Raw genomic sequence first — 24277 nt, 5'->3', positions numbered from 1 at the left:
GGCACTGTCATCGACAGTGCCGTTTTTACATCAACAGGTTCTATAGAAAATCGCCGGCTGCTTTCTGATCAATCCACCTCGGAAAGCTGCATGATCATGCGTGTCGTCAGATAAAGGCGTGGCACGATGCTATCAACCAGCACAAATTCTTTGTCGCTATGATAGCCGCCCCCGACGAGTCCCAAGGATTCTAGCACTGCGGGTTTCTCGGAATCAGCATGGTAGGCGTAGGCCGCATCGGTGCCGCCACCTATCTCGACCGCTTGCAGTGTCTGCCCCAGCTCTTGATAGATCTTCTGAGCCTGCTCGGCCAGCTTTTGACTCTGCGGATTTTCAGGTAGCGGCGGACGTCCCTTCTCGAGGTGGAACTCCACTTCGGTGTCATCGATCAACTGATTCTTCGTGATGGACTGCGCTTCCTTCAAGACGCGCTGATACTCGCTGCTATCGAAGTAGCGCATATCACCTTCTGCCTTGGCATGCTCGGGAATCACGTTACGTTTGACGCCACCCTCGACAATCGTCCAGTTGAGTGTCGTCTCCTTGTCCGCATCACCCAGTTCATTCAACTGCAGCAGCTGATGAGACAACTCCATGATGGCGTTGCGCCCTTCTTCAGGTGCGCCACCGGCATGGGAGGCACGGCCTTTTACCTCGAGAAATGCATAGTTGATGCCCTTGGTGACGACGGTCACGGCATCGACTCCCGGATCAGCAAAGGTCGGCTCGAATACCAGCACGGCGTCTTGATCAGCCGATAGCTCATGAATCAGTTCATGCGAACCGGGGGAGCCTTTCTCTTCATCAGGATTGAAGACGACCGTCACCTGACCATAGTCATCAAACCCAAGCGTCTTCAGCGCCTCGAGACTGTGCAGAATAACGGCTGCACCGCCCTTCGCATCGCCCACGCCAGGACCATAGGCACGCCCATCCTCGATACGGAAGGCACGCTGCGTAGCGGCGCCTTCATCGAAGACAGTGTCATAGTGAATCATCAGCATGATCTTGCGACTGCCATCTCCCTTGAGGCGACCGACAATCGTGTTTCCGCCATATGTCTCGGCAGGATACGTTTCCACCTGTGCACCAAGCGCCTTGAGATGCTTGGTAAGCATTGCCTCGACATCGCTCAAGCCTGCTTTGTAACCCGTGCCAGAATCCACATTGACCAACGTTTCGAGTGTCGAAAGCAAGGGGGCTCTTTGCTGCTCGACGGCATCCTGCACATCCTGATGATCTGCAGCTTGTGCATTGGCACTGCACAACCCATATGCCAATCCCATCGCCAGCATCGATAACCGCATTTCCCACCTCGAATATTGTTATATAAGGAATATATGAAGGTAAGGTGGATAGCCTGGAAACGCAAACCCCTGGGTCGTCAGCGCTCATCTCTCGTGACGCTCATGGAACAGCTTCATCACGTGAGGCTGCACGCCCTCTCAACTGACGGCTACGCGAACAGCTCTCGCTGCTCGACATCAAAGCGGATATCGCCGGGCGTGAACGCAGTCAGCAGCTGATGGCGACACTGGACGCCATGAATCAGAAGATGGGCCGCGGCACCGTGCGTCTGGGCGTCGCACGCCCCGACGCCGCCTGGCAACTGCGCTGCGCCCACCGCAGCGCCCGCTACACCACCAACTGGCAGGAATTGAAGCGATTGCGTTAGTGCCAATACTCGCCACTCAGTCGCGTCGCATTGTCATTGACCAGCTCCACCAGAAAATCAGCGACAGCACGGACACGACGTGAATGCGCCAAGTCTGTCTGCATGACCAGATAAATGTCTTGATCGATTGCCGTCACGGCTGACAGGCAACGTAAATCAGCCTCGCGGCCAATGAAATGCGGCAATAACGCGATACCAAGTCCTGCTTGCGCAGCGACGACCTGAGACCTCAGCGACGTCGTTCTCAATGCCGGTTCTCGTCCCTGTAACGCAGTCTCGATCCACTGTGAGGCAGGTAGGTGTGAGTAATGATCACTCCAGGTGATGAAGCTATCGCGGAAAAACGATTGAGATGCCCATGAATCCATGACTCCTGACGCTGAGAGAGGTCTGATCTCCTCGATTCTCTGACTTGCATACTCAGCGCTGCTGTAGAGCCCGTAGCCAAGGACGCCCAACCGCCTCAATGTTACATTTCCGCGCTCCGGCTTGAGCATGCGCAGTGCAAGATCGGCATCCCGGCGATGAAGATTGACGGTCGTACTATCGGTCATCAATTCAATCGATAGCTCAGGATAACGCTGATAAAAGGCTGGCAATGCCGGCAGGATCAATTCCGTGGCTAGATTTTCTGCTGTTGCCAGACGTACCTTCCCGCTGATCTGCGCTTGCGCAGAGACCTCCGAAGCAAAAGCCAAGGCCGCTGATTCCAGCCCTTCGGCCTTATCAAGCAGATCCTCCCCCTCCTCCGTGAGCTGATAGCCCGTTTGCTGACGCACGAACAGCGGTATCCCCAGCGCCTGTTCAAGTCGCTCGATGCGGCGCGACAACGTCGCTATGCCCAATTTCAGCTCGCGTGAAGCAGCACTCAAAGTCCCTAGCCGAGCGACAGCGAGAAACACCCGCGTGTCATCCCAGACCCAGCCGCGTGAACCTTGCCTTCCATTTCTGGAAAACGACTTATCCAACTCGTCAATTTTTTTCATTCCAGGATAGTGACGCGCTGTCACTCCAACACTCAAGGAGACATCGAATGGAACATCGAATCCTCGGTAATGGCCTGTCAGTATCCGCCATCGGCCTCGGCTGCATGGGAATGAGCGAATTCTACGGGCCCCGCGATGACACTGAGTCATTGCGCGTTCTTGATCAGGCTATCGAGCTTGGCATCAACTTCCTGGATACCGCCGACTGCTACGGGCCACATCACAACGAAGCGTTACTCAAGGATGTTCTGGCCAAACATCGAGCACAGATACGCATTGCCACCAAGTTCGGCATCGTGCGCAATCCGGGCGAATATGCACGTCGCCTCGATAACAGCGCCGAGTACATACGTACTGCCTGCGATGCGTCCTTGAAGCGCCTTGGTATCGAACAGATCGATCTTTATTACGTGCATCGTGTCGATGCCAATCAACCGATTGAGGAAACCATCACTGCGTTGGCAGAGTTGGTGAAGGCAGGCAAGATCGGCCATATCGGACTCTGTGAGGTAAATGCGGAAACACTGCGCCGTGCTCATGCAGTACACCCGATCACGGCAGTGCAGACCGAATACTCACTATGGACGCGGGATGTCGAGCAAAGCATCTTGCCGACATGTCGTGAGCTGGGCATCGGCTTTGTTCCCTACTCGCCGCTTGGTCGTGGGTATCTCACCGGACGCTTTCAACACAATGATGCCTTCGGTGAAGATGATTTCCGTTCAGGCCTACCCCGCTTCTCCGATGAGGCAATGGCAACCAACCGCCGGATGGCCGAGGTGATTGCCGATATGGCAAGTCAAAAGGGTTGTACTGCCGCGCAATTGTCGCTGGCTTGGCTGCTATCGAAAGGAACTGACATCGTACCGATTCCCGGCACCAAGCAGCAGCGCTATCTCATGGAAAATGCCGCTGCCACGACATTTATCCTTACCCCTGAAGAGCAACGTCGACTGGAAGAAGCCACAGCTCAGCTACCCATCATCGGGGAGCGTTACACCGCAGAAGGCATGAAGGGAGTGAATGCGTAGATATCGCGCGCAACCTGATCGGATTGTTGCACCCACAGCAAAGGTGTTTTACGCCAGCGCCGCTTTATCAATGACTTGCGAACGCTCATGCTGTGCGCCATTGCTGAAAAGCCAACAGTTGTGGAGTACCCGGCATGAAGATTCTACTGATCAACGGCGGCAAGGCCTTTGCCCATTCCAATGGCGAGCTCAATGCGACCCTGCATGAGCTGGCACGCGGTGAGCTGGCCGAGCTGGGCCATGAGGTGCGCGAAACCGTCATCGTGGAAGGCTTTGACGCCAAGGCGGAGGTGGAGAAACAGCTGTGGGCGGACCTGATCATCTATCAGACCCCGGGTTGGTGGATGGGATCATGTGAAAATAAAAGCCTCCAAACTCAATGAGTTGGAGGCTTTTTTTCTGTCGGGTGGTACGCTGGTGGTACACCCAGAAATGTCTCAACGCTCGTCGCGGGCCATCATGACTCCGAAAGCCCATCGCTCAACCGGCGTCCAGACAGTGTGCCAGAACAATGGGTCACGGGTCACGGTGAACTCGCGGCAGACCCAACCGGGTGGGTCGATGGAGTCGTGGCGCTCACCTGTCTCTGGATCAATATAGCGGAAGACGGCGCCGCCTTCCTCGCTCCAGGTGTAGTAGCGGCGGACCCCCGGATTGTCCGAGTTGGTATGCCACCCCATGATACTGCCGGCCGGATACACGATGGCGTTGGTCATACGCTCTGCGCCCAGGGCCTCGAGCAAGGGCTGATAGGACGCATCATAGCGGTCAAGCATCACCTGCGTGCCCGTGGCCACCTGTTCCAGGTCCCTGGCCGGTGGGCGGCCGAACATATCGAAATCCTCGAAGGTGTTGAACCGCTCCCAGGTTTCGACGGGCCAGCGTAGCGACTCAAGGATCGCAATAACATCCTCTGGAATCGGCACCAGGCGAACGCTCATGGGTCCATACTCCGCACCAGCATATTTTTCGCCCGCTCCAATAAAACGATCAGCCTTTCGCGGTCACCATCCAGCGTTACCAGACTGACCTTCCCTTCTTTTGTGCGTCCGACGGCGATCAGCGTCTCGAGATTTTCACCCTGCTCACTGATCTCGTCGATGGTGTCGCGGATCATGTCATCCATATCATTACCCCAGTCTGAAGACGTCACCTGTTGTGATATTGCCGCCGTCGGAATCGAAGGAAATCCCGAGCCCGCCATTGTAGACCCACCCCTTCACCGAAATGTCTGTTTGAGTCTTGATGGTCGAGGTAGAGCGATAGCTGCCGTACTTGTATTCCATGTTGTAACCACCCCGTGCTTTCGGGTGGTAATAGTCATGGCTTGCGGTCGGCTGTGGCCGCCCTTCACCCCGCGACCCTTTGCTTTCGTCCGACTGCGTGTGGCTCTTGTCGAGCACCAACTTGCCATCGATCCAGGTGCGGATTCGCACACGAACGAACCATTTGATCGCCCCCGTGCGCGCGACCCAATAATCGCCACCATCGCCGGTACGGTCCTGAAGACTACCGCTGCCGTAGCGACCACTCATTGAGGCCGCGACCCGTGGATAGGATGTCAGGCTCAAGCGGGAACCGGATGGCATCTTGGACAGTTTCTGCGTGGCCACATGGCTGGCGGAAATCTCGCGGTAATCCGCATCCCGGTGCCCATAGCTGTTACCACCCCCAGCCAGGCTGGCGCTGCGGCGCTCGTCGTTGTCATTCAGGCGAAGTGCCCCGAAGGGCGACTGGCCGTTGACCGTGATCGACTGCACTTCCAGGTTGCCCCGGATCATGGCGTCGTTGAACTCGACATAGCCGCTCTGCAGGATGGCCCACCCGGTCTTCCCTGACTGGAAGTTGTCCGAGAACACGTCACCGGAGAAGCGCGCCGCGCTGCGCACGTCCAGGTTGTTGACCTCGATGGCGTCGGCGCGGATCAACCCGCCCACGGTCGTGATCGGGGTGCCGTCGCCCTTGGTCAGCTTGCCGATGGTGATCGGCCCCAGCTGCCCTTCCTGGATCGATGCCTCGGCAATCAGGGCACTGTTGATGTAGGTATCACCGCCGACAATGATGAACGGCTTGCGGGCATCCTTGCTGGTCCGACCCACGGCGAAGCGGTCCACATCGAAAATGGCGTCGATGCTGTCGCCGTTGTTGCCCACCACGAAGCCGCCGATCAGCCCGTTGGTCTGCACCTTGGCATACCAGTAGGAATTCAGCGTCGTCAGCTCGCCGTTGATCTTGCCGACCTCGGTCCCGAGCTTGGTTTCCACGGCCGCGACGTCCTTGCCAATCTGGGACTGCGCCTTGGTCAATGCCGTGTTGGTGCTCTTGATCGAGTCTTCCAGCTCCTTCACTTCGCTGTTGAGCGAGTTGCGCACGCCCGAGACATCGCCCTTCAGCTCATTGCGCACGTTGGTGATGCTGCGGCTGGTCGAGGTGACACGGTTATCGACCTTCTCGATCTCGCTGGTCAGCTCGGTTTGTGCGGTGCTCAACTTCCCTTCCAGCTGGGAGCGGGTCGTATCGATCTTCTTGCTGGTGGTGTTGATCCGGCCATCCAGGCGCTTTGTCTCGCTGTTCAGCTCCGACTGGACGTCGCCGATCGTGTCCCCTAGACGCGATTCCACCGTGTCGATCTTGCCGCTGGCCGCGTTGATGCCGTTCTCCAGCTCCTTGACCTCGGACACCAGGCGGGTGTTGGTGGTGGCGATGCTGCCTTCCAGCGCATTGCGGGTCGTGTCCACCTTGCGGCTGACGCTGGTCACCCGGTCATCGACGCGCTTCACTTCCGTCTCGCGAACCGAATTGGCCTCGGCGATGGCCGAATTTAGCTGCGACTTGGCCGTGTTGATCTGCTGGGTATTGGCCTGGTCACCGGCCACCCGAGCGCTGGCCTCCTCGTTGATCGCGGCGGTGATGGCCGGCAGGTCTTCCTCGGTAGTGGCCGGCTGGATGCTGATCAGGTCGATCAACACCTTCTTGCCGCTGTTGCTGGTGTCACCCCAGATACCGAGGTAGTCAGCCCCGCCGTTGTTGGCACCCGGCACGTCCCACAGGAATTCGAACAGGGTCCAGTCGTCCTCGACCGGGAACCGTTGCCAGCCGCTGTTGCCCACCTCGGCGGTCGAGTAGGCCACGGCGAACTCGCTCGATGCCTGACTGGCGGTGGGGAAACGCTTGGCATAGCCCGTCACACGGATGCGCTTCTCGGAGAAGTTCTGCGCCATGCTCTCGGTGATCTGGGCATTGACCCCGCCCGTCGCGCCGCCCGAAGACGGATTGCTGCCGCTGTAGCCGATCACGGCAGACTGCTCGCCGCCGAAGTCGTCAGCGGTGTAGGCCGAAATCGTGGCCCCGCCGGGGGCATTCCAACGATCGTAGTCTGCCCCGTCCTCAAAGCTGCTGACCCATACGGGTGTGGCATCGAGGCGGGCCGTGATGCTCTCGACGGCACTGCTCAAGGCGCTGATCGCACTGGCGCGGGTCTGTTCTTCCCGTGTGATGTCGGCCACGTTGCTATCGACCCGCGCGGACAGTTGCCCCAGGTCGCGGGCCAGCGACTCGCCCTGCTGGATACGGGTCGTGCGCTCCTCGAGGATGGCCGCTTCATAGTCCTCGGCCACCTGGGCAATCTGGCTCTCGAAGCTGGTGGTCAGGGCATTCAGGCCGTTGATCCGCGCCTGGCGCTCGGTGGCCAGGTCCGCGAATGCCTTGTTGCTGGCAGCGGTCAGCGTTTCCTGGGTCCGGGCCAGGGCCTCGTCCCCTTTCACACTCGCCTGGCGGACGCTGTCGATCTCACTCCCCAGGCCCTGTGCCGTGGAGCGAAGGGATTCGGTTTCACGGGCCAGCGACTCGGTTTCTGACGTCCATGCCTCGCGGTTGGCCTCGATCGCCGCCGTCCGGGCCTTGGCTTCATCCACCAGGGCATCGGCGCGGGCCTTGGCCTCGGCACTGACCGCCTGCTGGCGGGCCTTGGCTTCCGCCTGCAGGGCCTTGACCCGATCCTGGTGCTCCTCGAGGATCGCCTGCACCCGAGCATCCGTCTCGGTCTTCAAGCGGCTGTTGACGGACCCAGGCTCGAAGTTGGAAATCAGCTCGATTTCCTTGCGCAGCTCCTCGGCCAGATAGGAGGCGTCGATTTCCTCGGTCAGGCGCTCGATCAGGTAGCCGATGTCCGCGATCTTGGTGGCCGACACAGCCTCGGACCACGGGCCCACGGTGCCGAAGGCATTCACGAAGCGCAGCCAGTACCAGTACGTCTGCGCCTCTTGCCCAGGGATCACGTCGAAGTAGCTGGCCCCGGCACCGTTGCCCAGGACATCGGACTCGTTGAAGTCATTGGTCTGGCCCCGACGAATCTCGACGATGCGAATCTGGTACTTGGAGCCCGGGAAATCCCACAACAGGTGGATACCGTCGAACACCCCCAGTGCGTAGACGCCCGTGGGGCGCGGCGGCGTGGCCACGTCGCCGCTATCGCCGACCGGCAGCACCGTCGGCAGGCCCGTCAGCGGATTGATCCGCCCCAGGCCCTGCACCAGACCGCTGTCCACCAAATCGTTGAACGTGACGGCTGCTTCGCCCGGATCACCCCGCCGGCCAAGGCGCACTTCCGTGGCCTCCTTCATGGCCTCCATCCAGCGGCGGAGTGTCGGCGTGGCGTCGCGCGGGATGTCCGGCAGTGCCGTGATGCGTTTACGCGCCATAGACCAGCTCCTGTGTGGACCCCGCCAGGACGGCGGAATAGATGGCCCGGCGGCTGTCCCCCTTGGACTCCATCTCGAGGGTCAGCTGCCACTCGCGCTTGCGGCCCCAGGCCGGCAGTCGGAACGGGTCCTCACTCTGCACCGTCAGGGTCAGCTCGCGGTCATCGCCCCGGATGGTGAGCGTCACGGGATATTCCGACGCCATCACCTGCCCCAGGCCAAAGGCCCGTGGGCGGTCGCGCACCACTCGGCTGGTCCAGGACACGTTGCCGGCGGCAGTGCTCATGACCTCGGTCAGGTTGGGAATGCCGAAGCCGTCGGCGACCAGGATGGTGCGATCGTGGCGACTGTCCCGCGCGGCGCACGTCATCTTGCTGAACAGCTCGGCGGAGCCGGATGACACCAGGGTCAGCGAGCGCGGGTCACTGGGCGTGATGGCGTAGAGCGTGTCGGTCAGCGGGACATAGAACAGGTAGCGGCCTTCGAAGGCGAACGCCTTGAGGGTCGCCGGGTCCAGGTCCTTCCAGTCCTGAGCGGTGAAGATGCCGCCGGTCAGCAGCTGGGCTTGCTGGCCATCGACCGCGACCAGGCCATCGTGGCTGGCATACACGACGAAGCCGCCCACATCGACAACACTGTCGCGTGAAAGGCACGGGTAGTCGTAGTCCATTTCCTGGGGGACGGCGGCCTGCGGGTCCGCGCCATAGCACCAGTACGGTTTGCCGGTGGTCCCGACGAACAGGCCGTTGGCCGTGGATTGGATCGCCGTGATCTGGGTCTTGAGCGGGAAACGGTACTCATAGGGCCAGGCGTGCGGCAGCTTGACCTCGGAATAGCACAGCATGTTGCCGTAGAAGCCGGCGAGGAAGTTGGAGCCGACCGCATCGATTTCCTTGATCTCGTCCGGTGCCGGGTGCCAGGTGTCGGTGGGCAGCACCTCGGCTTCTTCCCCGTAAGGCACCGTATCGGTGAAGCTGGCCTGGGTGTAGGCCACCTCGCCCACGTACTGGAAGTAGGTGCCGCTGGAACCGGACGTGGAGCGGTAGACGCGCTTGCGGGCTGCGCCCGTGAATCGACGCTGCCCGGTATCGCTGTTGCCCAGGGGAAGATCGACCGTGACGCTGAAGTCGAACTCGATTGGCACCTCGACCCCGCCGGACGCGATCGAGGGCGGACCTTCCTGCCCCAGGTCATCGACCAGGGTGAAGACGTACACCACCCGCTGGCGGTTGAGGTCTTCTTCCTCCATACCCTCCGGGATGGACTCGGATGCGAGCCGCGCCAGGGGCGCACCGTCCGGGGCCGGGACTCCCAGACGATAGGACGTCGGGGTGATGTTCACCGAGTTGTCGGAGTAGTTGTCGCCGATGGTGTAGCGCGGCCCGGTCGAGTCCGCGAAATAGATGCGGCGCCATTCGTCCTGCGGGGCGATCAGGGAGTCGATGCCGCGACGCACCTGATCGGTGAAGACGAACCAGGCGTCGGCCATGTGCGAGTAGAACAGCGACTCGGCCGTCTTGAGCCCGCCCGTGCGGTTGCCCTTGAGCTTGCTGTAGTTGGTGCTGGCGAAGTTCACTGGCAGCGCCGTCAGGGCACCGCGCTGGAAACCCGCATTCACTGCACGTTCGGACAGACCCTCTGCCAGGCGCGATGGGTCCACCTGGGGCGCCATGCCCTCGAAGGTCAGGATTCTCATGCGGCCTCCACTTGCACATACCAGGGGGCGTTGTAGTCATCCGCCGCGTATTCCAGATTGGTGGCCACCCGCTCCATCCAGCCGCGCCCGAAGTCAGCGAAGGAGGACAGCTTCACGTAGAAGCGGATGCGCTCGGCATTGAACCGCTTGAGCACATCATCGATGTCGGAACGCTCCAGAGCGCCCAGGGTGACAGCCCCGACATGGCCATCATCGGCAACATCGAGGGCGCGCTGCAGGAACCGGATCGCGGTACCAGGACCATGGTTCACGGCGGCGTCGAAGGTCTGATAGGCCACGGCCGGCGGGAACTGGTCCGCCTGGGCACGATCCCAGAAGTCGCGGCGGTACAGCTGCTTGGCCCGATCGAGGGTCAGATTCTGGATGTCCTCTCTCGGGTAGCGGGCCGCACTGATACCGAAGCGGGTGCCACGCAGCACCCCGACCCCGACACTGCCACCTGTCCAGTTGCCTGGGTCACGGCGGTGCAGGGATAGCCCGCCCTCATGGCCAATGACGCGCTCGAATGCCACACCAAATGTCATCATCGCGGTAGCCTCCGGCGGATATACCAGGCCCGCCGTTGTTGGAAGACGATGTAGAACAGCACAGCGCTATCGAACAGGTGCCATGCCACGGAGCTGGTCGTGAACGCGAAGGCATAAATCCCCCGCGAATTGATCAGGATCAGGTAGGTCACGGCGATCATGGCTTCCATGATCAGCAGGTCCGTTCGTCGGCCTTTCGGCACGATTCGGGCAGTGAGAACCGCGCCGAATATCACGACGACGGATGCAATGACGTTGAGCCAGGAGACAACAGTGATCATTTCCTTCCCCTCCAGATGTCCCGCAATGTGGTGGACCAATTCACCATGAACTCGTGCGGATCACGGGCGAATTCCGCGCCCACCTTGAAGATTCCCGTCAGAATGTGGTCGGCGACGAGCACCACCAATGCGAGAATCGCGCCTTTTGCCCCTGGACCCATGTCTTGGTCAGGAATATCCGCCAAGTACAGATTCATTACCCCGCCGACAAAGATCGACACGGTTAAATACCGCAGCCAGTCGAACCATGACCGTTTTGTTTTTGAGTAGAGCCATTTGACCAAAACGGCTCCAAATATAATCAGCGCTGGCACAACCCATTGGGCGGTCTTTTCGGCGGCAATGCGCTTCAATTCATCCGACAATTGCCATCCCTCCTATCACTCGACGCCCATGAATTGCACTGCGCCAGAGTAGCCATTATAAGCATTGCTTATTATGCGAGGCTACTTTTTCACCTCGTTGTAGAGTGTGGGTTTGCTGCCTTCGACGGCACGTTTCAGCTCACGGACGATCTGGTCATCCAGCGTGTTGCTGGTGCTTTTCGCCAGGCGTTCCGCCAGGACAATCAGTAGGTTGAGCAGGAACCGCTCGGTGAGCAGCGTGGTGGCCATACTGGTGAGGATTTTCAGGATAACAGCCGGCATAGTCATGCCCTCATGCGATGCCCCCGGCCGGACGCCGGGGGTTATTCGGTGGGATAACCTTATTTAGAAATCGCCGCCACTGTTGGCGGTTTCGATTCGACCGATCTCGAACTCGCCGCCCATGTTCAAGAACCCAACATCGGACAACTCGGGTAGGCGTAGCGCCGCGATGGGGTCGTAATAAGGAGCGGAGTCGTAAGTGATCGTGGCCCCACCAAAGATGGCGTTGGTGTAAGGCAGTCTGAACGGAGGGTGACGAAGCACGTTGGGGATGAGCCCTGTCATGTCCGTCCAGTTTTCGCCATCCGTAGAGCGGGCCACCTTGCGTACAGCATTGTACGCATCTGTGGAGAGGATCAGAGCGCCCTCGAAGGACCACAACACGGGGCGAGTGCTATCCACCTGCGTGCTGACTGAGACTTCAGCCCAGGTGATTCCGTCTGCGGAAGTCATCATGGCTCCAGCATAGGCTTGGTGGATTGCCCACAAATCGCGGATGCCGGCCACTTCTGTGTACTCGCGGGTACTACCCTCGACAGGCGGCACCGCTACCGGCGCAGAAACGGTAACGAAGTCAGTCGTGGAGACGTAGCGGCCTTCGTAGGTAATGAGTCCTTGCGGCCCCACGTCTGATGTCCGCATGGCGATCCCCGAGATGACCAAGGGGGCGTCACTGACCATAACCTCGGGGAGCGCCACCCACACACCATCGGACTTTGCGGTGTAGGCAACCGTGGAGTCCGCCGGGGAGTAGAACATCCGGTTGCCAGCAATGTGCAGCGTGTCGCCCCTAACGCCTGATTCAGTGAGGCCCGGAACCTCGACCCAGGTATATCCGCCATCCAGACTACGCACGAGTCCATCATTGCTTGTAGTGGCATAGAGGGTATCAGTCGCCCTGTGATAGACCCCCGAGGTAATGCCGTATTGTGTTTGCTCAGGGGAGACTTCCCAATCACGCGCGTCCCCAGAGGTATGGGCTACTTTATACGTGCCGAACGAATCCCCATTCGGGAATGCGATTGCGCCATCGCGTCCAGCAATGACGGTGTCGTATAGCGGTGATGGGGGAAGCTCGGAAGCCGAAGAGTCCTCAACTACATTGGCGTCGTAGAGTACGGGTGTAGTGCGCGGGGCATCAGCCGTCGCCACATACTTCGGATATGCAGAAAACAGGAGGATTTCAGAGTACCGGCCCACCGCGACAATGCCGCGAGGGGTGCTGACGGCGCATTCGGCGTGCATACGCTCTTCATCAGTGAACGGAACTTCCTCAACGGTGCCATCGGCGGAGATAGCGAGCGCGTAAGCACGACCTGAACAAAGCATCCATAGACGCCCATCGTGCTCGACGCAAGGAGGTCCGATGGGCGTGTCAGACAACTGGCTAAAGGCGCCATCGGCCGGGCTATACATGAACGCTTTGCCCCCGAAGTCGAACACGACGTTGTCCCCAAACGCGGCAACCGCACTGCAGTAACCATACTGCTCCGCGACTACCTCCCAGTGAATGGCATCCACGGACCGAAGCACTCGCTCGTCGCGGGATTTACCGGCCACCGTGATGTAGTAGCCCCCTACTTTCACGATCGGGTGATCAAAATCGCCGAGGATTGAGGGGTCAGACGCTTGGGAAAGGTCGAAGGTGCAGGTGCTCCAAGTCTCCCCGCGATCGAGGCTCACGCGCGGCGCATCCGCAGCGCTAGAAGATTCGCTATAGGACACGAAGATTACCCCCGCGCCGTACACCACATTGTATGGGTCCGAGGTGGGCGTCGCCGGAAAGTCCACGTGGTCATTGTCGATACCGTCGCGAGTGAACAGCATGTCGTGCGCGGAGCCGTAGAAAAAATCGCCGTTTGCTGTGGCGTACAATCGAGCGGTCTTGTAGTTATCCCCGTCGTCGTAAGGGAACGCCACCTGGGAGTAAGTCATATCGCGCAGATCGACCGTCAGGAGCTGCCCGCCGGAAATGCGGGGCGTCACCATGATGATTTCGCCGTTGCTGGCAGCGGAATTAGCGGTACGACCCACACTCGGTGCTGGGGTAATGTCCTGGACGGTAGCGCCAAGTGGCTGGGCGAGCATGTCCGCGATCTGGAGGCCGTTGCGGATCGCGTAATCACCCCGCGACGGATGCCAGGGAGTGTCGAACACGCCGACAGAATAGCGAATATCGCCTGCTTCCCAAGATGGGATTTCAGCGAGTCGTTGGAGGCCAGCCATAGCATCCGCAGTCAGTCGGGACTCGACGATTTCGCCTGCGTTATGCCCAAGGGCGGCGCCCTCATGCCCGCGCTCGACGGTAACTTCATTCCCGGAGATGGCCGTAACCTTCACAACCTCTAGGTTGGAGCCATAGCGCGATGAATCAACAAAGATGGTCAGCGTGAACCACTCATCCTCAGCGAGCGACAGGGGGAATCCGTGCATCTCCGTAAGCACAAGGGTTGTGCTTACGGGGGAGACGGCTGCGTCGAGAACGGCATGGCAGTTGTTCAAATAGAGTTGTGACATTTCAAAGCTCCGTAACGACAATCAGGAAATCCACTTCCTTGGTGCGCGATTCGGTGTAGATCAGGACCGTGAACTTGTAGCTCTGCCCATCTTCACCGCCGGTAATCCATAGCTTGACCCGGTCAGGGGACACCGAGGTCTGTGTCACCTCGATGCCACTGGGCGGGTCCACGATTTCCAGGTTCTCGACCTCGTCGCCGGGCGATAGCCACTCGGACATGACGATGTCGTAATCCAGGTGGTCCCTGGGCTGCTTGCGGAATGTCTTCATGCGACTTGGTACTCCCTGTTGGTCGCCGCGACCGTCATGCTGCGATCAGTTGCCGGGACCACGATGGTGCGGCGATCAGGGGCAGCGGCACCGGGATTGATGATGAAGGACCCGCGCCCGACACTGGCCCGCGCAGTGCATTGGCCTGGGGGGGCTGAGGTGATGCGGAAAGCCACGGCCCGTTGGTCTGCCGTGGGCCGCATGAGCGACTTGGCATACCAGACGTGGAAGATGGTGACCTGAGTGGGGCCACCGCGCGCGTAGCTGTGGCTGGTGCCCTGGCCCGAGGTCCAGCGGCGGTTATCCGCGATCGAGATCACGTTGGCGTTGGCATCGTTGGCACTGGCCAGCCGGATCGCCCCGTTTTCGGCCAGCTGGTCGCTGACCGAAATCGTCATGGCCTCCATGCCGACCCAACGCAGGCGCACGGCCTCGGCCACCGGAGCACTGGCCGCCACCCCTTTGGCCTGCATGCCGACCCAGCGGTAACGAATGGCCTCGGCCAGCTGATCCGACCGAGCGATCGTGCTGCCTTCCATGCCGACCCAACGCAGGCGATTGGCCTTCACCACCGGGTCTGCGATGGCGACCAGGTCCGCCTCGGCATAGATCGAGCGGTAGTGCGTCGGCTCGGCCTCGGAATCCGCCGTGGCATCGAGTACGGCATCGGCATAGATCGAGCGGTAATGGATCGGCTCGGCCTGTGTCTCGGCCGTCGGCTCCATGACGGATTCGCCATAGATCGAGCGGTAATGGATTGGCTCGGCCTCCGTCTGCGCCGTCACGGTCGCGCGCCCTTCGGCAAAGACCCAGGGATTGATGCGGGTCACAATCGCGGTGCCAGCGGTTGCCACCACATCGCCGCGTCCGTCCCGATCCATGTAGGGCGTCAGGATCACGTCACTCTGAGCGGGTGACATCCCGGCCGGGGCCCAGGTGTAGTTGAGGGCGTTGAACCACTGCTCGGCCTCGGCCGCGCTTTGCCCCGTGGCGTAGGAGTAGGCCACGCCATCGCGGGTGATGGTCGGCGCGATATGCGTGAAGGCTTCCCCGATCGGGTTGCCCTCGATGACCGTGATGCGAGAGGACCGCGTCGTGGCGTCCACCTCGCCGGTACACTGCCCTTCCACACCACGCACCAGCCAGAGTTTGTCTGGATCGGTTACCGACTCAGACTGCACATAGACCTGGCTATACCCCAGGATCGTGTTGGGCACCGCGCGGGTAGACGACCTGGCGACCGCTGTCCCTTCGGCGTAGCGCTGGCGGACGCGCAGCACCTCGACATCGGATTCATCCAGCCAGCTGATGGTCTGGGTGCGGGCCCGGGCCAGTTTGGCCCAGGCGGTGCGGTCAGGTGGAACATCGGGGGCGAAGCTCCGGGCCTCGATACTGCCCCCCATGTAAACCAGTGCGACTCCCCGACTCGAGGGTTCTGCCGCGACCGCATCCGATTCACTGGTGGCCGCGCCGTCCATATAGGCGTGGCGCCAATACTCGCCCTGGCCGTTGCTGATGGCATCGAGGGCGGCATCCGGGACCACCTGCCGAACGGCAATGGCCGCCTGCTCAGAAATGCTGACCGCCGTGGAATCGGCGGTTTTCGTGACCTGAATATCCGCTGTGGTATCCGCATCGGCGTAAAGGTCGATTTCCGCGAACACGGGGCGCAAACCATCGGCGGCCATGAACGCCGTCGCCGCCGACTTGGCCTTGGCCCGAGTGCGGCGGGCATTGTCTGCCGTTGACTGCGCCTCGATCAGACTGGTGGCATAGAGGTAGGCGTGGCGCTCGTGAGCCAGCTCGGCCACGGCTTCGATGATCAGCTCCGCGTCGAACCCTGCCATGCGGATGGGGGTCGCCTCAGAATCAGCGCTGGCGGTGCCCCCCGCTGTGGGTGCGGACGTGATTCGCAGGCCCACCCCTTCGGCAGAAGCCGATGCAGTAGAGACGGCGGTGGGTGCGGAGGTAATGCGAAGGCCAACCGCCGAGGATTCGGAGTTGGCCTGGCGAGACGGCATGGTGACCGACTCGATCGAATAGATGTCCACCGAGGCACTGATCTGTGCCTCGGCGGAGGCAGTCCCTTGTGCCCAGAGTCCTGTCGCGCCGCCGTTTAGCGGCGCCCCATTCAGCGGCGCGAACATGGGCAGTTACCCCTTAGCGGAGAATGATTTGCACGCCGCCGATATCGACGGACAGCACGTCATTGACCTCGAGGGTCTTGGAGACAGTGAAGGCACCGTGGTACAGCAGGTTGCCGCCGGTCTGGGCATCGAAGATGCCGTAGTGGCTGATGGTGACGGAACCGTCTGCGATCGGCGGGAACTGGATGACCTTGGCGTTGGAGGACATCATGCCGTCGCCAGACACGGTCGGTGCGGTCCAGCCGTTGCTGATCGTCTCGCCCTTGGCCGCATCCTGACGCAGGTACGCGGAATCAGTCAGCTCGTTGCCGCTCGCTTCATCGGTCGGGTCAGAGGTGAACAGGGCGATATAGATGGAAGACGGCGTGGACAGCGATTGCCCGCGCAGAGTGGCATTCAAGATGCCGGATTCCAGGTAGTCGGAAAAAGCTGCCATTAGTCATTCCTCGTAAAAGTTGGCTGCGATAAGCAGTGCTTATATTGTAGCCGGTGTTATAGGACCAGGCCAAGCAACGGGACGGAATCCCGCGCCACTCGGCCATACTCCCCCTGGACAAGGCTGTAGGCCCGTTCGGCCGCCGGCCCTGCAAGCGAGACGCCAATGGGGCGCCCATAATCCATGCCGCTGTACGCTCCCACGGCCAGGGATAACGGCCCCAGAAGCCCCGCGCGATCGACCAGCTCGGTGATACCGCCACCGGAAGACCAATCGGTGTCGAAGGCACGCCAGTCGTATTCGTCATCATCGAAGGTACTGTTCAACCCTTCCTTGGCCATATCGCGCAGCATGACAGCGGCGAAGGCCAGCGGCAGACCCATGGCGATCCCGACCTGAGCACCGGCCGTCGAGGCCAGGATGGTCTGCCCTTCCCGACGGCGCTGGGTGTATTCCCGTGCCACCCCATCGATGAAGATTTTCTTGCCGCCCCAGGCGAAGGACTTGAGCTGCCAGAACAGCGAGAACCATGGATTGGATGCCCAGCCAGGACGCATGGCCGCGTTCGGGCGCAGGATGGATTCATCCACGAAGGCAAACAGCCCCTGGCGCAGTTTCTCGCCGGCAGGTGTCTCGAAATTCTGCCCCTCGCTATAGAAGGCGCTGACATCCTGGGGCGTCAGCCCCAGGTCCTGTAGCTGGCGGATCGCCGTGGCGTCCCCCTCATTGGCCAGTCGCGTGGCACGGGTGATGAACCCGAGCCCCATCTGGGTAGCAAGCGCCCGGTTGTGGTCCGTGATGGCCTGCAAGCCGGTGATCTTGAAGAACACGTCCGTGGCCCAGCGGACTTCCGGTGTCATGAAGTCGTTACCGTAGCTGTTATGCAGCGCGTCCATGGTCATCTGCGATTGCACGGTGCCGACGCGGCGGGCCAGTTCCGTGCGCTCCTCGCGGGTGAACTTGGTCAGCGTCTGGTACAGGTCCTTGAACGCCGACGTGCTTTGCATGCGCATCGCGGTGGTCCCGAGGTCGGTAACCTGGGAAATCGAGGCCAGCCCCAACGTGGTCATGTACACGTAGGCCCCGACCGCCGACAAGGCGCGTCCGACCTTGGGCGGGAGCTGCTTGCCGAACAGGCGGTTGCTGCGGCCCATGTAGTTCTCGACGATCTCACGCGCCAGAGCCTTGTCCTGACCGTCCAGCTGGTCGATCTCGTTCTTCACCTTGGCTGCCGGGTCATAGACCATGACCGGGTCCTGGCTGGTTTCGACGCGGTGCTTGAGTTTGGCCAGGTAATCTTCATCGATCGGCTGCCCCTGCGAGCGACGGTATTCCAGGTCCTCGACCACGGCCTTGCCGTCACGCTCGGCACCGAAGGCCCGCTCGAACTCGGCACGGTGGATGGCCGAGCGGATGTGCATGACAAAGGAGGATTTGGGTGTCTCCAGGAACTTGCCCGCCTGAAGGTCGGCGTTGCTGACGTTGGTCAGGACGCGCGCGGCCTTGGCATTGAGCCCTGGCCCGGCGCCGGCCTGATCCGCTGTCTGCAATTCGACCTGGCCGCCCTGCTGGGTGATGGCCATGAAGATGCTGTCAGCCGACGCCGTGTCGATGCTGCTGTCGGCCTTCATGATCAACGCTTTGAACTCCTCGGGCCGCGCCATCATCTCGGAGACGTTATAGACGCGCGTCCCGTAGACGCTCTTGCTGTTGAAGCCGTTCACATGGGTTTCCAGGTGCTGGCCCAACTCGGTCATCAGGTCGAACAGCGGCAAGGCATCCTGGGGTAGCTGGTCGCGGGGGACCTCGCGCTGCACCAGGGCCATGACCTGCTCGGCACGGCGCTCGTTGTCCGGGATCGCCTGATCGAACTTGCGCAGCCAGTTGGCCGTCTCGGATTCGCGGCGGTTCATATAGCCGGCGGTAGTGGAATCGCGGCGAGTGCCTGGAGCGCTCCAGAACATGCTGGCGATGCGGGCCCCGCGCGGCCCCATCTGCCGCAGGCGGCTGTCATCGGTGTAGACGATATCGCGCAGGGCACGGGCTCCGGTCTTGAGGAAGCGCGGCGAGCGTTCATCGACCCACTTCTGGCTTCGCGTAAACCAGCTGTTGCCAGCGTTCTCGGCCATGATATCCGCGACGCTTTCGCTCACCGGGTCACCGACCGGGAGCCCTGGCTGTTCGGGCACAGTCGGCATACGACGGGCCTGCTGCCCACGTTCGCGGGCACGCTGGGCCATCTGGCGAACGATCTCGAGGCCATCGAGGTCGGCCGGCGGGATGTTGTCGGTACGCGGCGGACGCTGGCCATCATTGATCAGCCCGGCCAGCCAGTCTTGCTGCTGCTCAGTGCGCAACAGGGCCTCGCGGACGGCAGCATTGCGCTCACGTCCGGTCTTCTGGGCGTCACGCGCCGCCTGTTGGGCATCGCGCCGCTGTAGGGCGTTGCGTGCAGTGTCCATCGCCGCTTCAAACTGCTCGCGGCTGGCCTCAACGCCCGCGCTGTCCCAGCCTTGTTTGCGCAGGGTATGCAGCTCGCGGCGAGCGTTGCGAAGCTCGGCGTGAACGTCCGCATTAAAGCGGTTCCGACCGACAGTCGTCTCTCGCTCCAAGCGCATGATCCGTTCCTGCAGCTCGCCCGTGCGGGCCAACGTGTCAAAGAAGTTGTCAGCGGTCTTGTTGCCTTTCATCCGGGTCGGCAGCGCCATCTCGCCCTTCTTCACCAATGCCGACATCTGGCGTTTCACACCGTCAAACAACCCGCGCAGCTTGGTGCGAAGCTCGGCGAAGGCGCCGGCCTTGGCCACCACGGCCTGGTTGCTGCGCACGCGGCGGTGCATCCAGCTGGAGTAGCGGTCAGCGACCCATTCCTCGAAGCCGGTTTTCGGGTCCTCGTACTGCTTCACCAGCCCTTCGCGGCGGTCCTTCTCATAGGCGCGGTACAGGGTGTTGAAGCGGCGCTTGTCCTTGATCAGCGTGTTGAGGTGATCGCGGTAGGCCACATGGCCCAGCTCGTGCGTCATCACCATTGCCATGGCGTCCGTGCGGGGGCGGCCGTTGGCGTCGGTGAGGCTGCGCAGGAAGATGACCGAGGTATCCCCGACATGGATGGTCGTGCCGGCGGCGCTACGCTTGCCTGCCAACGTATCCTCGAGGCTCTGCCGGATCGCCGGGGTGCGCTCCATGTGGAGGTGCCCGTTCTCGCTCATGGCCTGGTTGAGGTCTTCCATCGTGGTGGTGTCGGTGGCCACCACGACCCGCTGGCGCAGGTTGGTCACCCGACGGGCCAGGTTGGTTGCGTCCGCGACCCAGGTCGGCAGGCTCTCGTCTACGAAGGTGTCGTGGCTGGTTTCCTTGAGGCGGCGTGTCTCGCGCGGCCCCTCAGTGGAGCCCCGGCTTTCGATCTTGCGCTCGCGGGTGTCCACCCCGCCTTCCTGCTCGGCCAGGAACCATTCGTGCTTGGCCTGCTCGTTGAGTGCGGCGATCACATCGTTGGGGACATGGTCGATCGGGCCATCAATCACAGTGTCGAGCTGTACCAGGCTGACCGCGTCACCGTACTCATGGATCAGGGCGGTGCGCTGATCGGCGTTCATGTCCTCCCACAGGGCTCGCGCCTGATCCGACGGCCAGGCGATGTCGGTATCGGTCACGATCTCGATGGCGCCATGCAGGCCCGGAGCCAACAGGATGTCCCCCGCTTCGTTCTGCTCATACTCGGACGGCATGGTGATGCCCTGGTCGTGCAGCATCTTGCGGGAGCGACGGAACCGCTTGAGCGTGTCCTGAGTCCAGGCCAGGTTGCCTTCCTTGTTGCGGCGCGTCGGAATCGCGGACAGATGCGACAGCAACAGCACACGCTGTTGCTCAGTGATCGCGTCCGAATCACGCAGCCGGATTTCCGAGATGCGTGGCCCCATGACCGAGAATGGCAGGCCATAGATATTCTTGAACTGCACGAAGCTGGTCGCCTGCTGCAGGGCCGGCGATGCCTCGGTGTTCGGTGCCCAGGCCGCGATGCGGTAACCACTGTCATCCAGCACGGCCAGCGCGGTGGCCAGGCCAGTCCGGGAGCGCTGTGCGGTGGTGTTACCCCCGAGCCCCTGGGAAACGTCCATGCCGGCGGCAGCCAGCACCCTGGGGTTGACCCAGATCGACTGGCCATTCGGGCCAGTCATGCGCAGTGTGTACCGCTTGGCATTGTCGTTGCGCGGCTCCTCACGCCCGGTCCAACGGCCGCGATCGAGGGCATTCATCACCCGTTCGGTGGTGCCCTGCACCGTGCCATCCTGGGCATGGAACGCGGAATCCCGCTCGGCCTCGGTCGGATCACGGCGGCGGACCAGAGCGTAGTGCTCCGCACCGTTCTCGCGCTTGTTGGCGAACGTAAATTCATCGTTGGGGAAGCGCTGCTGTAGTTCCTGTGCCTGCTTCACCATCGAGGTCGGCACCAGATGCTGATCCCCTTGCGGTGTGGTGATCAGGGTGGTGGCCATGTTCTCGGTCACGGGGCGCCAGCCGAGGTTCTGGACTGGCGCACTGCGGGCACGCATGTCATAGCCCTTGTCGCGGCGCGTCAGGGCGGTCGGGTCGAGCTGTTGCGGCCGGGTCTGGATACCGGCGCTGCGGCCTGCCCCAGGATTGACCTCGTCGATCATGGCACCTTCAGCCATCGCGGTGACCGGGCGTGTGCCCTGGGGCTCCGGGGTGAAGACGTCATACACCAGTGCGCGGCCATCCGCGTCGCGGTCCACCCCCTGACGGTCGAGGAAGATGTCATTGACCGCCTGATCGAGGCGAGCATCCGATTCATCCTGCGCCAGGTCCGGGTCCTGGAAATCCTCTCGGCTGGCGGGACGCTCACGGCCGGTGAGCTTCATGTCGCGGGGCTCGGAACCGACCGCCGGGTTGAAGTCCTGGCGCGGCGCCGGCTGGGCCTGCGGCTGCTCCGGTTCCGGGGTGAAGTCCTGACGCGGTGCCGGTTGCGCCGGCTGGCGGGCTGGTCCGTTGCGCAGATCGAACTTGCGAGCCGGTGCCGGCTGGGCCTGCGGCTGCTCCGGTTCCGGGGTGAAGTCCTGACGCGGGGCCGGTTGTGCCTGCGGTTGGGCGGGCTCAGGGGTGAAGTCCTGGCGCGGGGCCGGCTGGGCCTGCTGGCGAGCGGGTCCGTTGCGCAGATCGAACTTGCGAGCCGGTGCCGGTTGGCCCTGCGGCTGCTCCGGTTCCGGGGTGAAGTCCTGACGCGGTGCCGGTTGGCCCTGCGGCTGCTCCGGTTCCGGGGTGAAGTCCTGACGCGGGGCCGGCTGGGCCTGCGGCTGCTCCGGTTCCGGGGTGAAGTCCTGACGCGGGGCCGGCTGGGCCTGCGGCTGCTCCGGTTCCGGGGTGAAGTCCTGACGCGGGGCCGGCTGGGCTTGCGGCTGCTCCGGTTCCGGGATGAAGTCCTGACGCGGTGCCGGCTGGGCTTGCGGCTGCTCCGGTTCCGGGATGAAGTCCTGACGCGGTGCCGGCTGGGCCGGCTGGCGAGCGGGACCGTTGCGCAGATCAAAGCGGCGTTGAGTGGTCTTGCGGGCATTGGCCCGCGCCTCACGGTCAGCCAGGTGCTGTTCCAGGCTGGTGAATTCAACACGCCCGCCATAGCCTTTCAGGCGCTCGGCTGCGGCCGACTGATCATCGCGGTCGATGACCTCGGAGTGGATGACGGCGTTGTTCTCGTCACGCACGGCAGCGGCCATCGCGCGATTGGGGGCGATGTCCTGCTTGGAACGACCATACCCCAGGGCCTCGGCCATCATGGCGTCGCTGCCACCCTCCTGCTCGACCCGCTGGGCCAGCTCGGCGTCACGGGTGTAGAAGGTGCCATTGCGCGTGCGTGCGGAGTACACGTCTTTGGCGTCAGCCAGTCCTGTCGGGGCCGGTGACGCACTGTTGACCTCGACGCCCCGCTTGGGATTGCTCGGGTCCATGGCCGCACGGAACTGGGCATCGACATCCGCCTGGCCTTCCGGCATCACGATACCGGCATCATCCGGGGCGGCCTCCGGCTGTGCCTGGGGCTCCGGCTGCGGCTGCGGCTGGGGCTCCGGCTGCGGGCGGCGGGTGTTGACCACATAGCCACGATCATCCACCACCGGATCGAAGCGGGAGGCGAAGGCGTCGGCGCGCTCACGCAACGACGGGCCCGCGTCCGGTGTCGGGCCGCCGGGCGTGCCATCAGTGGGCGGTGTGGTGCCGTCATCCATCGGTGAGCGCCCTTCCACCACATTGCGGCCAGCGCCCTGGAGCATACCGATCGGGGCATCGATCGCGGTACCGCGCGCGGCACCCGCCAGGGCACCGGCAGCGGCGGACTCGACCCGGCGATGGCTCGCTTCCTCGGTACTGGCATAGCCGGGTTGCAGGTAGTCACGGAACTGGATCAACAGCTCCTCCTGCGCCGCCTCGGTGCCGCCTTCCGCCACGGTGGCTTTCCCGACCTTGCGGCCCGTCTGGGCCAGCAATGAGGGGGCTTGCCGGGCAAGATCAGTCCCTAAGCGGCCGGACTGCTTGAACAGCCCACCGACTACCTCGAATGCCTGATTGGCCGCGACAGCATCGAGGGCTGCCATGCCGCCGCCGATGGCGGCTGCGCCCCAAGGGGACGGATCGCCTGCTTCATGCGACTCGCGGTAGGCTTCGCCGGCCGAGCGCGGATAGCCCCCGGCGGTGGCCGCGTACAGGGCGCCCCGCTGGGCCATGGTGGCGCGCAGCGTGTTGTCGAGGATGTTCTGGTCGAGTCCGGTGCCACGGCCTTTGGCCACGCGCTCCAGGGAGTCGCGCAGCTCCTTGGTCAGCATGGTCTTCATGGTGGTGCGCATGGCCAGACCTTCCGCTGCACCGCCGGCAGCGCCCACCGGACCTGCGGCAGCGGCACCGAGGGCCGCGCCGATCGTGGCCGAGGCCATCCCCTCGATGATATCCGGGCCAAGACGCCCCAGGGTGGTGACGGCCCAATCGCGCAATACGCCGGGCGTGCCGGAGTCCAGCACGTCATGGAACGTCGGAGCCCCAGCCGCGATGTCCTGCCCCTCTCGCATGTCGCGCAGGGCCGAATCGATCAGCGCCTGATCAGCCTCGCCGAACATGTCCTGGAGCATCGCACCGGCAAACTTGATCCCGCCCTTGAACTCCTGCACACCGCCCGAGAAACTGCGCCCGAAAGACAGGGGGGCATGCTGGGTGCCCCCGAACTGTGCGTCCGGGCGCTGAGTCTCGAGCGAGTATTGAGGTTGTGCATTGCGGCGGGCCAGCTCGTCGCGGATCAGGGTTTCATAGGCCATTGGGCGCCTCTCTATTTATAAGCTGTGCT

Annotated in this window: 18 protein-coding genes; 3 read left to right on the top strand and 15 right to left on the bottom strand. The window is 62.3% G+C overall.

Features of this window, described 5'->3' with window-relative positions; all coding sequences use genetic code 11:
* Window positions 1-68: 68 nt before the first annotated feature.
* Window positions 69-1295, bottom strand: coding sequence for a glutamate carboxypeptidase (locus PJK54_RS12010; protein ID WP_254696507.1), 1227 nt, complete (start codon window positions 1293-1295; stop codon window positions 69-71).
* 230 nt (window positions 1296-1525) lie between these two features.
* Between PJK54_RS12010 and PJK54_RS12005 the strand changes: the two genes are divergently transcribed.
* Complete coding sequence (locus PJK54_RS12005) at window positions 1526-1675, top strand: DUF4113 domain-containing protein (protein ID WP_191237151.1); 150 nt, start codon at window positions 1526-1528, stop codon at window positions 1673-1675.
* Here PJK54_RS12005 and PJK54_RS12000 read toward each other — a convergent pair.
* Window positions 1672-2685: a LysR family transcriptional regulator gene (locus PJK54_RS12000; RefSeq protein WP_333781916.1), complete on the bottom strand. Its 1014-nt coding sequence runs from the start codon at window positions 2683-2685 to the stop codon at window positions 1672-1674. The genes PJK54_RS12005 and PJK54_RS12000 overlap by 4 nt on opposite strands.
* A gap of 23 nt (window positions 2686-2708) precedes the next feature.
* Between PJK54_RS12000 and PJK54_RS11995 the strand changes: the two genes are divergently transcribed.
* Window positions 2709-3692 carry an aldo/keto reductase gene (locus PJK54_RS11995; RefSeq protein ID WP_271302964.1) on the top strand — a complete coding sequence of 328 codons (984 nt, stop codon included), beginning with the start codon at window positions 2709-2711 and terminating at the stop codon, window positions 3690-3692.
* 134 nt (window positions 3693-3826) lie between these two features.
* A complete protein-coding gene (locus PJK54_RS11990; protein ID WP_271302963.1) occupies window positions 3827-4075 on the top strand; it encodes an NAD(P)H-dependent oxidoreductase in 249 nt (82 codons plus the stop codon).
* Between the two features lie 54 nt (window positions 4076-4129).
* Here the strand turns inward: PJK54_RS11990 and PJK54_RS11985 are convergent, their stop codons facing one another.
* From PJK54_RS11985 to PJK54_RS11925, 13 genes are all read right to left on the bottom strand, one after another.
* Window positions 4130-4633 (bottom strand): hypothetical protein, encoded by a 504-nt coding sequence (locus PJK54_RS11985; protein WP_271302962.1) that lies wholly within the window; start codon window positions 4631-4633, stop codon window positions 4130-4132.
* Complete coding sequence (locus tag PJK54_RS11980) at window positions 4630-4818, bottom strand: hypothetical protein (protein ID WP_141392416.1); 189 nt, start codon at window positions 4816-4818, stop codon at window positions 4630-4632. Before PJK54_RS11980 ends, PJK54_RS11985 begins: the two co-directional genes overlap by 4 nt.
* Before the next feature lie 4 nt (window positions 4819-4822).
* Window positions 4823-8392, bottom strand: coding sequence for a phage tail tip fiber protein (locus tag PJK54_RS11975; protein WP_271302961.1), 3570 nt, complete (start codon window positions 8390-8392; stop codon window positions 4823-4825).
* The gene (locus tag PJK54_RS11970; RefSeq protein ID WP_271302960.1) at window positions 8382-10088 is read right to left on the bottom strand and encodes a hypothetical protein; all 1707 of its coding nucleotides are present in this window, start codon (window positions 10086-10088) and stop codon (window positions 8382-8384) included. Before PJK54_RS11970 ends, PJK54_RS11975 begins: the two co-directional genes overlap by 11 nt.
* Window positions 10085-10636 carry a glycoside hydrolase family 108 protein gene (locus tag PJK54_RS11965; protein ID WP_271302959.1) on the bottom strand — a complete coding sequence of 184 codons (552 nt, stop codon included), beginning with the start codon at window positions 10634-10636 and terminating at the stop codon, window positions 10085-10087. Before PJK54_RS11965 ends, PJK54_RS11970 begins: the two co-directional genes overlap by 4 nt.
* A complete protein-coding gene (locus PJK54_RS11960; protein WP_271302958.1) occupies window positions 10633-10917 on the bottom strand; it encodes a hypothetical protein in 285 nt (94 codons plus the stop codon). Before PJK54_RS11960 ends, PJK54_RS11965 begins: the two co-directional genes overlap by 4 nt.
* A complete protein-coding gene (locus PJK54_RS11955; RefSeq protein ID WP_271302957.1) occupies window positions 10914-11282 on the bottom strand; it encodes a hypothetical protein in 369 nt (122 codons plus the stop codon). Before PJK54_RS11955 ends, PJK54_RS11960 begins: the two co-directional genes overlap by 4 nt.
* Window positions 11283-11363: 81 nt before the next feature.
* Window positions 11364-11564 (bottom strand): hypothetical protein, encoded by a 201-nt coding sequence (locus PJK54_RS11950; protein WP_271302956.1) that lies wholly within the window; start codon window positions 11562-11564, stop codon window positions 11364-11366.
* Between the two features lie 63 nt (window positions 11565-11627).
* Window positions 11628-14081 carry a hypothetical protein gene (locus PJK54_RS11945; RefSeq protein WP_271302955.1) on the bottom strand — a complete coding sequence of 818 codons (2454 nt, stop codon included), beginning with the start codon at window positions 14079-14081 and terminating at the stop codon, window positions 11628-11630.
* 1 nt (window position 14082) lies between these two features.
* Window positions 14083-14352, bottom strand: a complete 270-nt coding sequence (locus tag PJK54_RS11940; RefSeq protein ID WP_271302954.1) for a phage fiber-tail adaptor protein — start codon at window positions 14350-14352, stop codon at window positions 14083-14085.
* Window positions 14349-16499, bottom strand: coding sequence for a hypothetical protein (locus PJK54_RS11935; protein ID WP_271302953.1), 2151 nt, complete (start codon window positions 16497-16499; stop codon window positions 14349-14351). The genes PJK54_RS11940 and PJK54_RS11935 overlap by 4 nt, the downstream gene beginning before the upstream one ends.
* A 13-nt stretch (window positions 16500-16512) precedes the next feature.
* On the bottom strand, window positions 16513-16935 hold the full coding sequence (locus tag PJK54_RS11930) for a phage tail fiber protein (RefSeq protein ID WP_141392407.1): 423 nt from the start codon (window positions 16933-16935) through the stop codon (window positions 16513-16515).
* 56 nt (window positions 16936-16991) lie between these two features.
* Window positions 16992-24248, bottom strand: a complete 7257-nt coding sequence (locus tag PJK54_RS11925) for a hypothetical protein (RefSeq protein ID WP_271302952.1) — start codon at window positions 24246-24248, stop codon at window positions 16992-16994.
* Between the last annotated feature and the right edge of the window lie 29 nt (window positions 24249-24277).

The organism is Cobetia sp. MMG027 (assembly GCF_027947415.1).
In the GTDB taxonomy this organism is placed as follows: Bacteria; Pseudomonadota; Gammaproteobacteria; order Pseudomonadales; family Halomonadaceae; genus Cobetia; species Cobetia marina.
The sequence above is the reverse complement of the archived record's forward strand: the minus strand, read 5'-3'. Positions and strand labels throughout refer to the sequence as shown.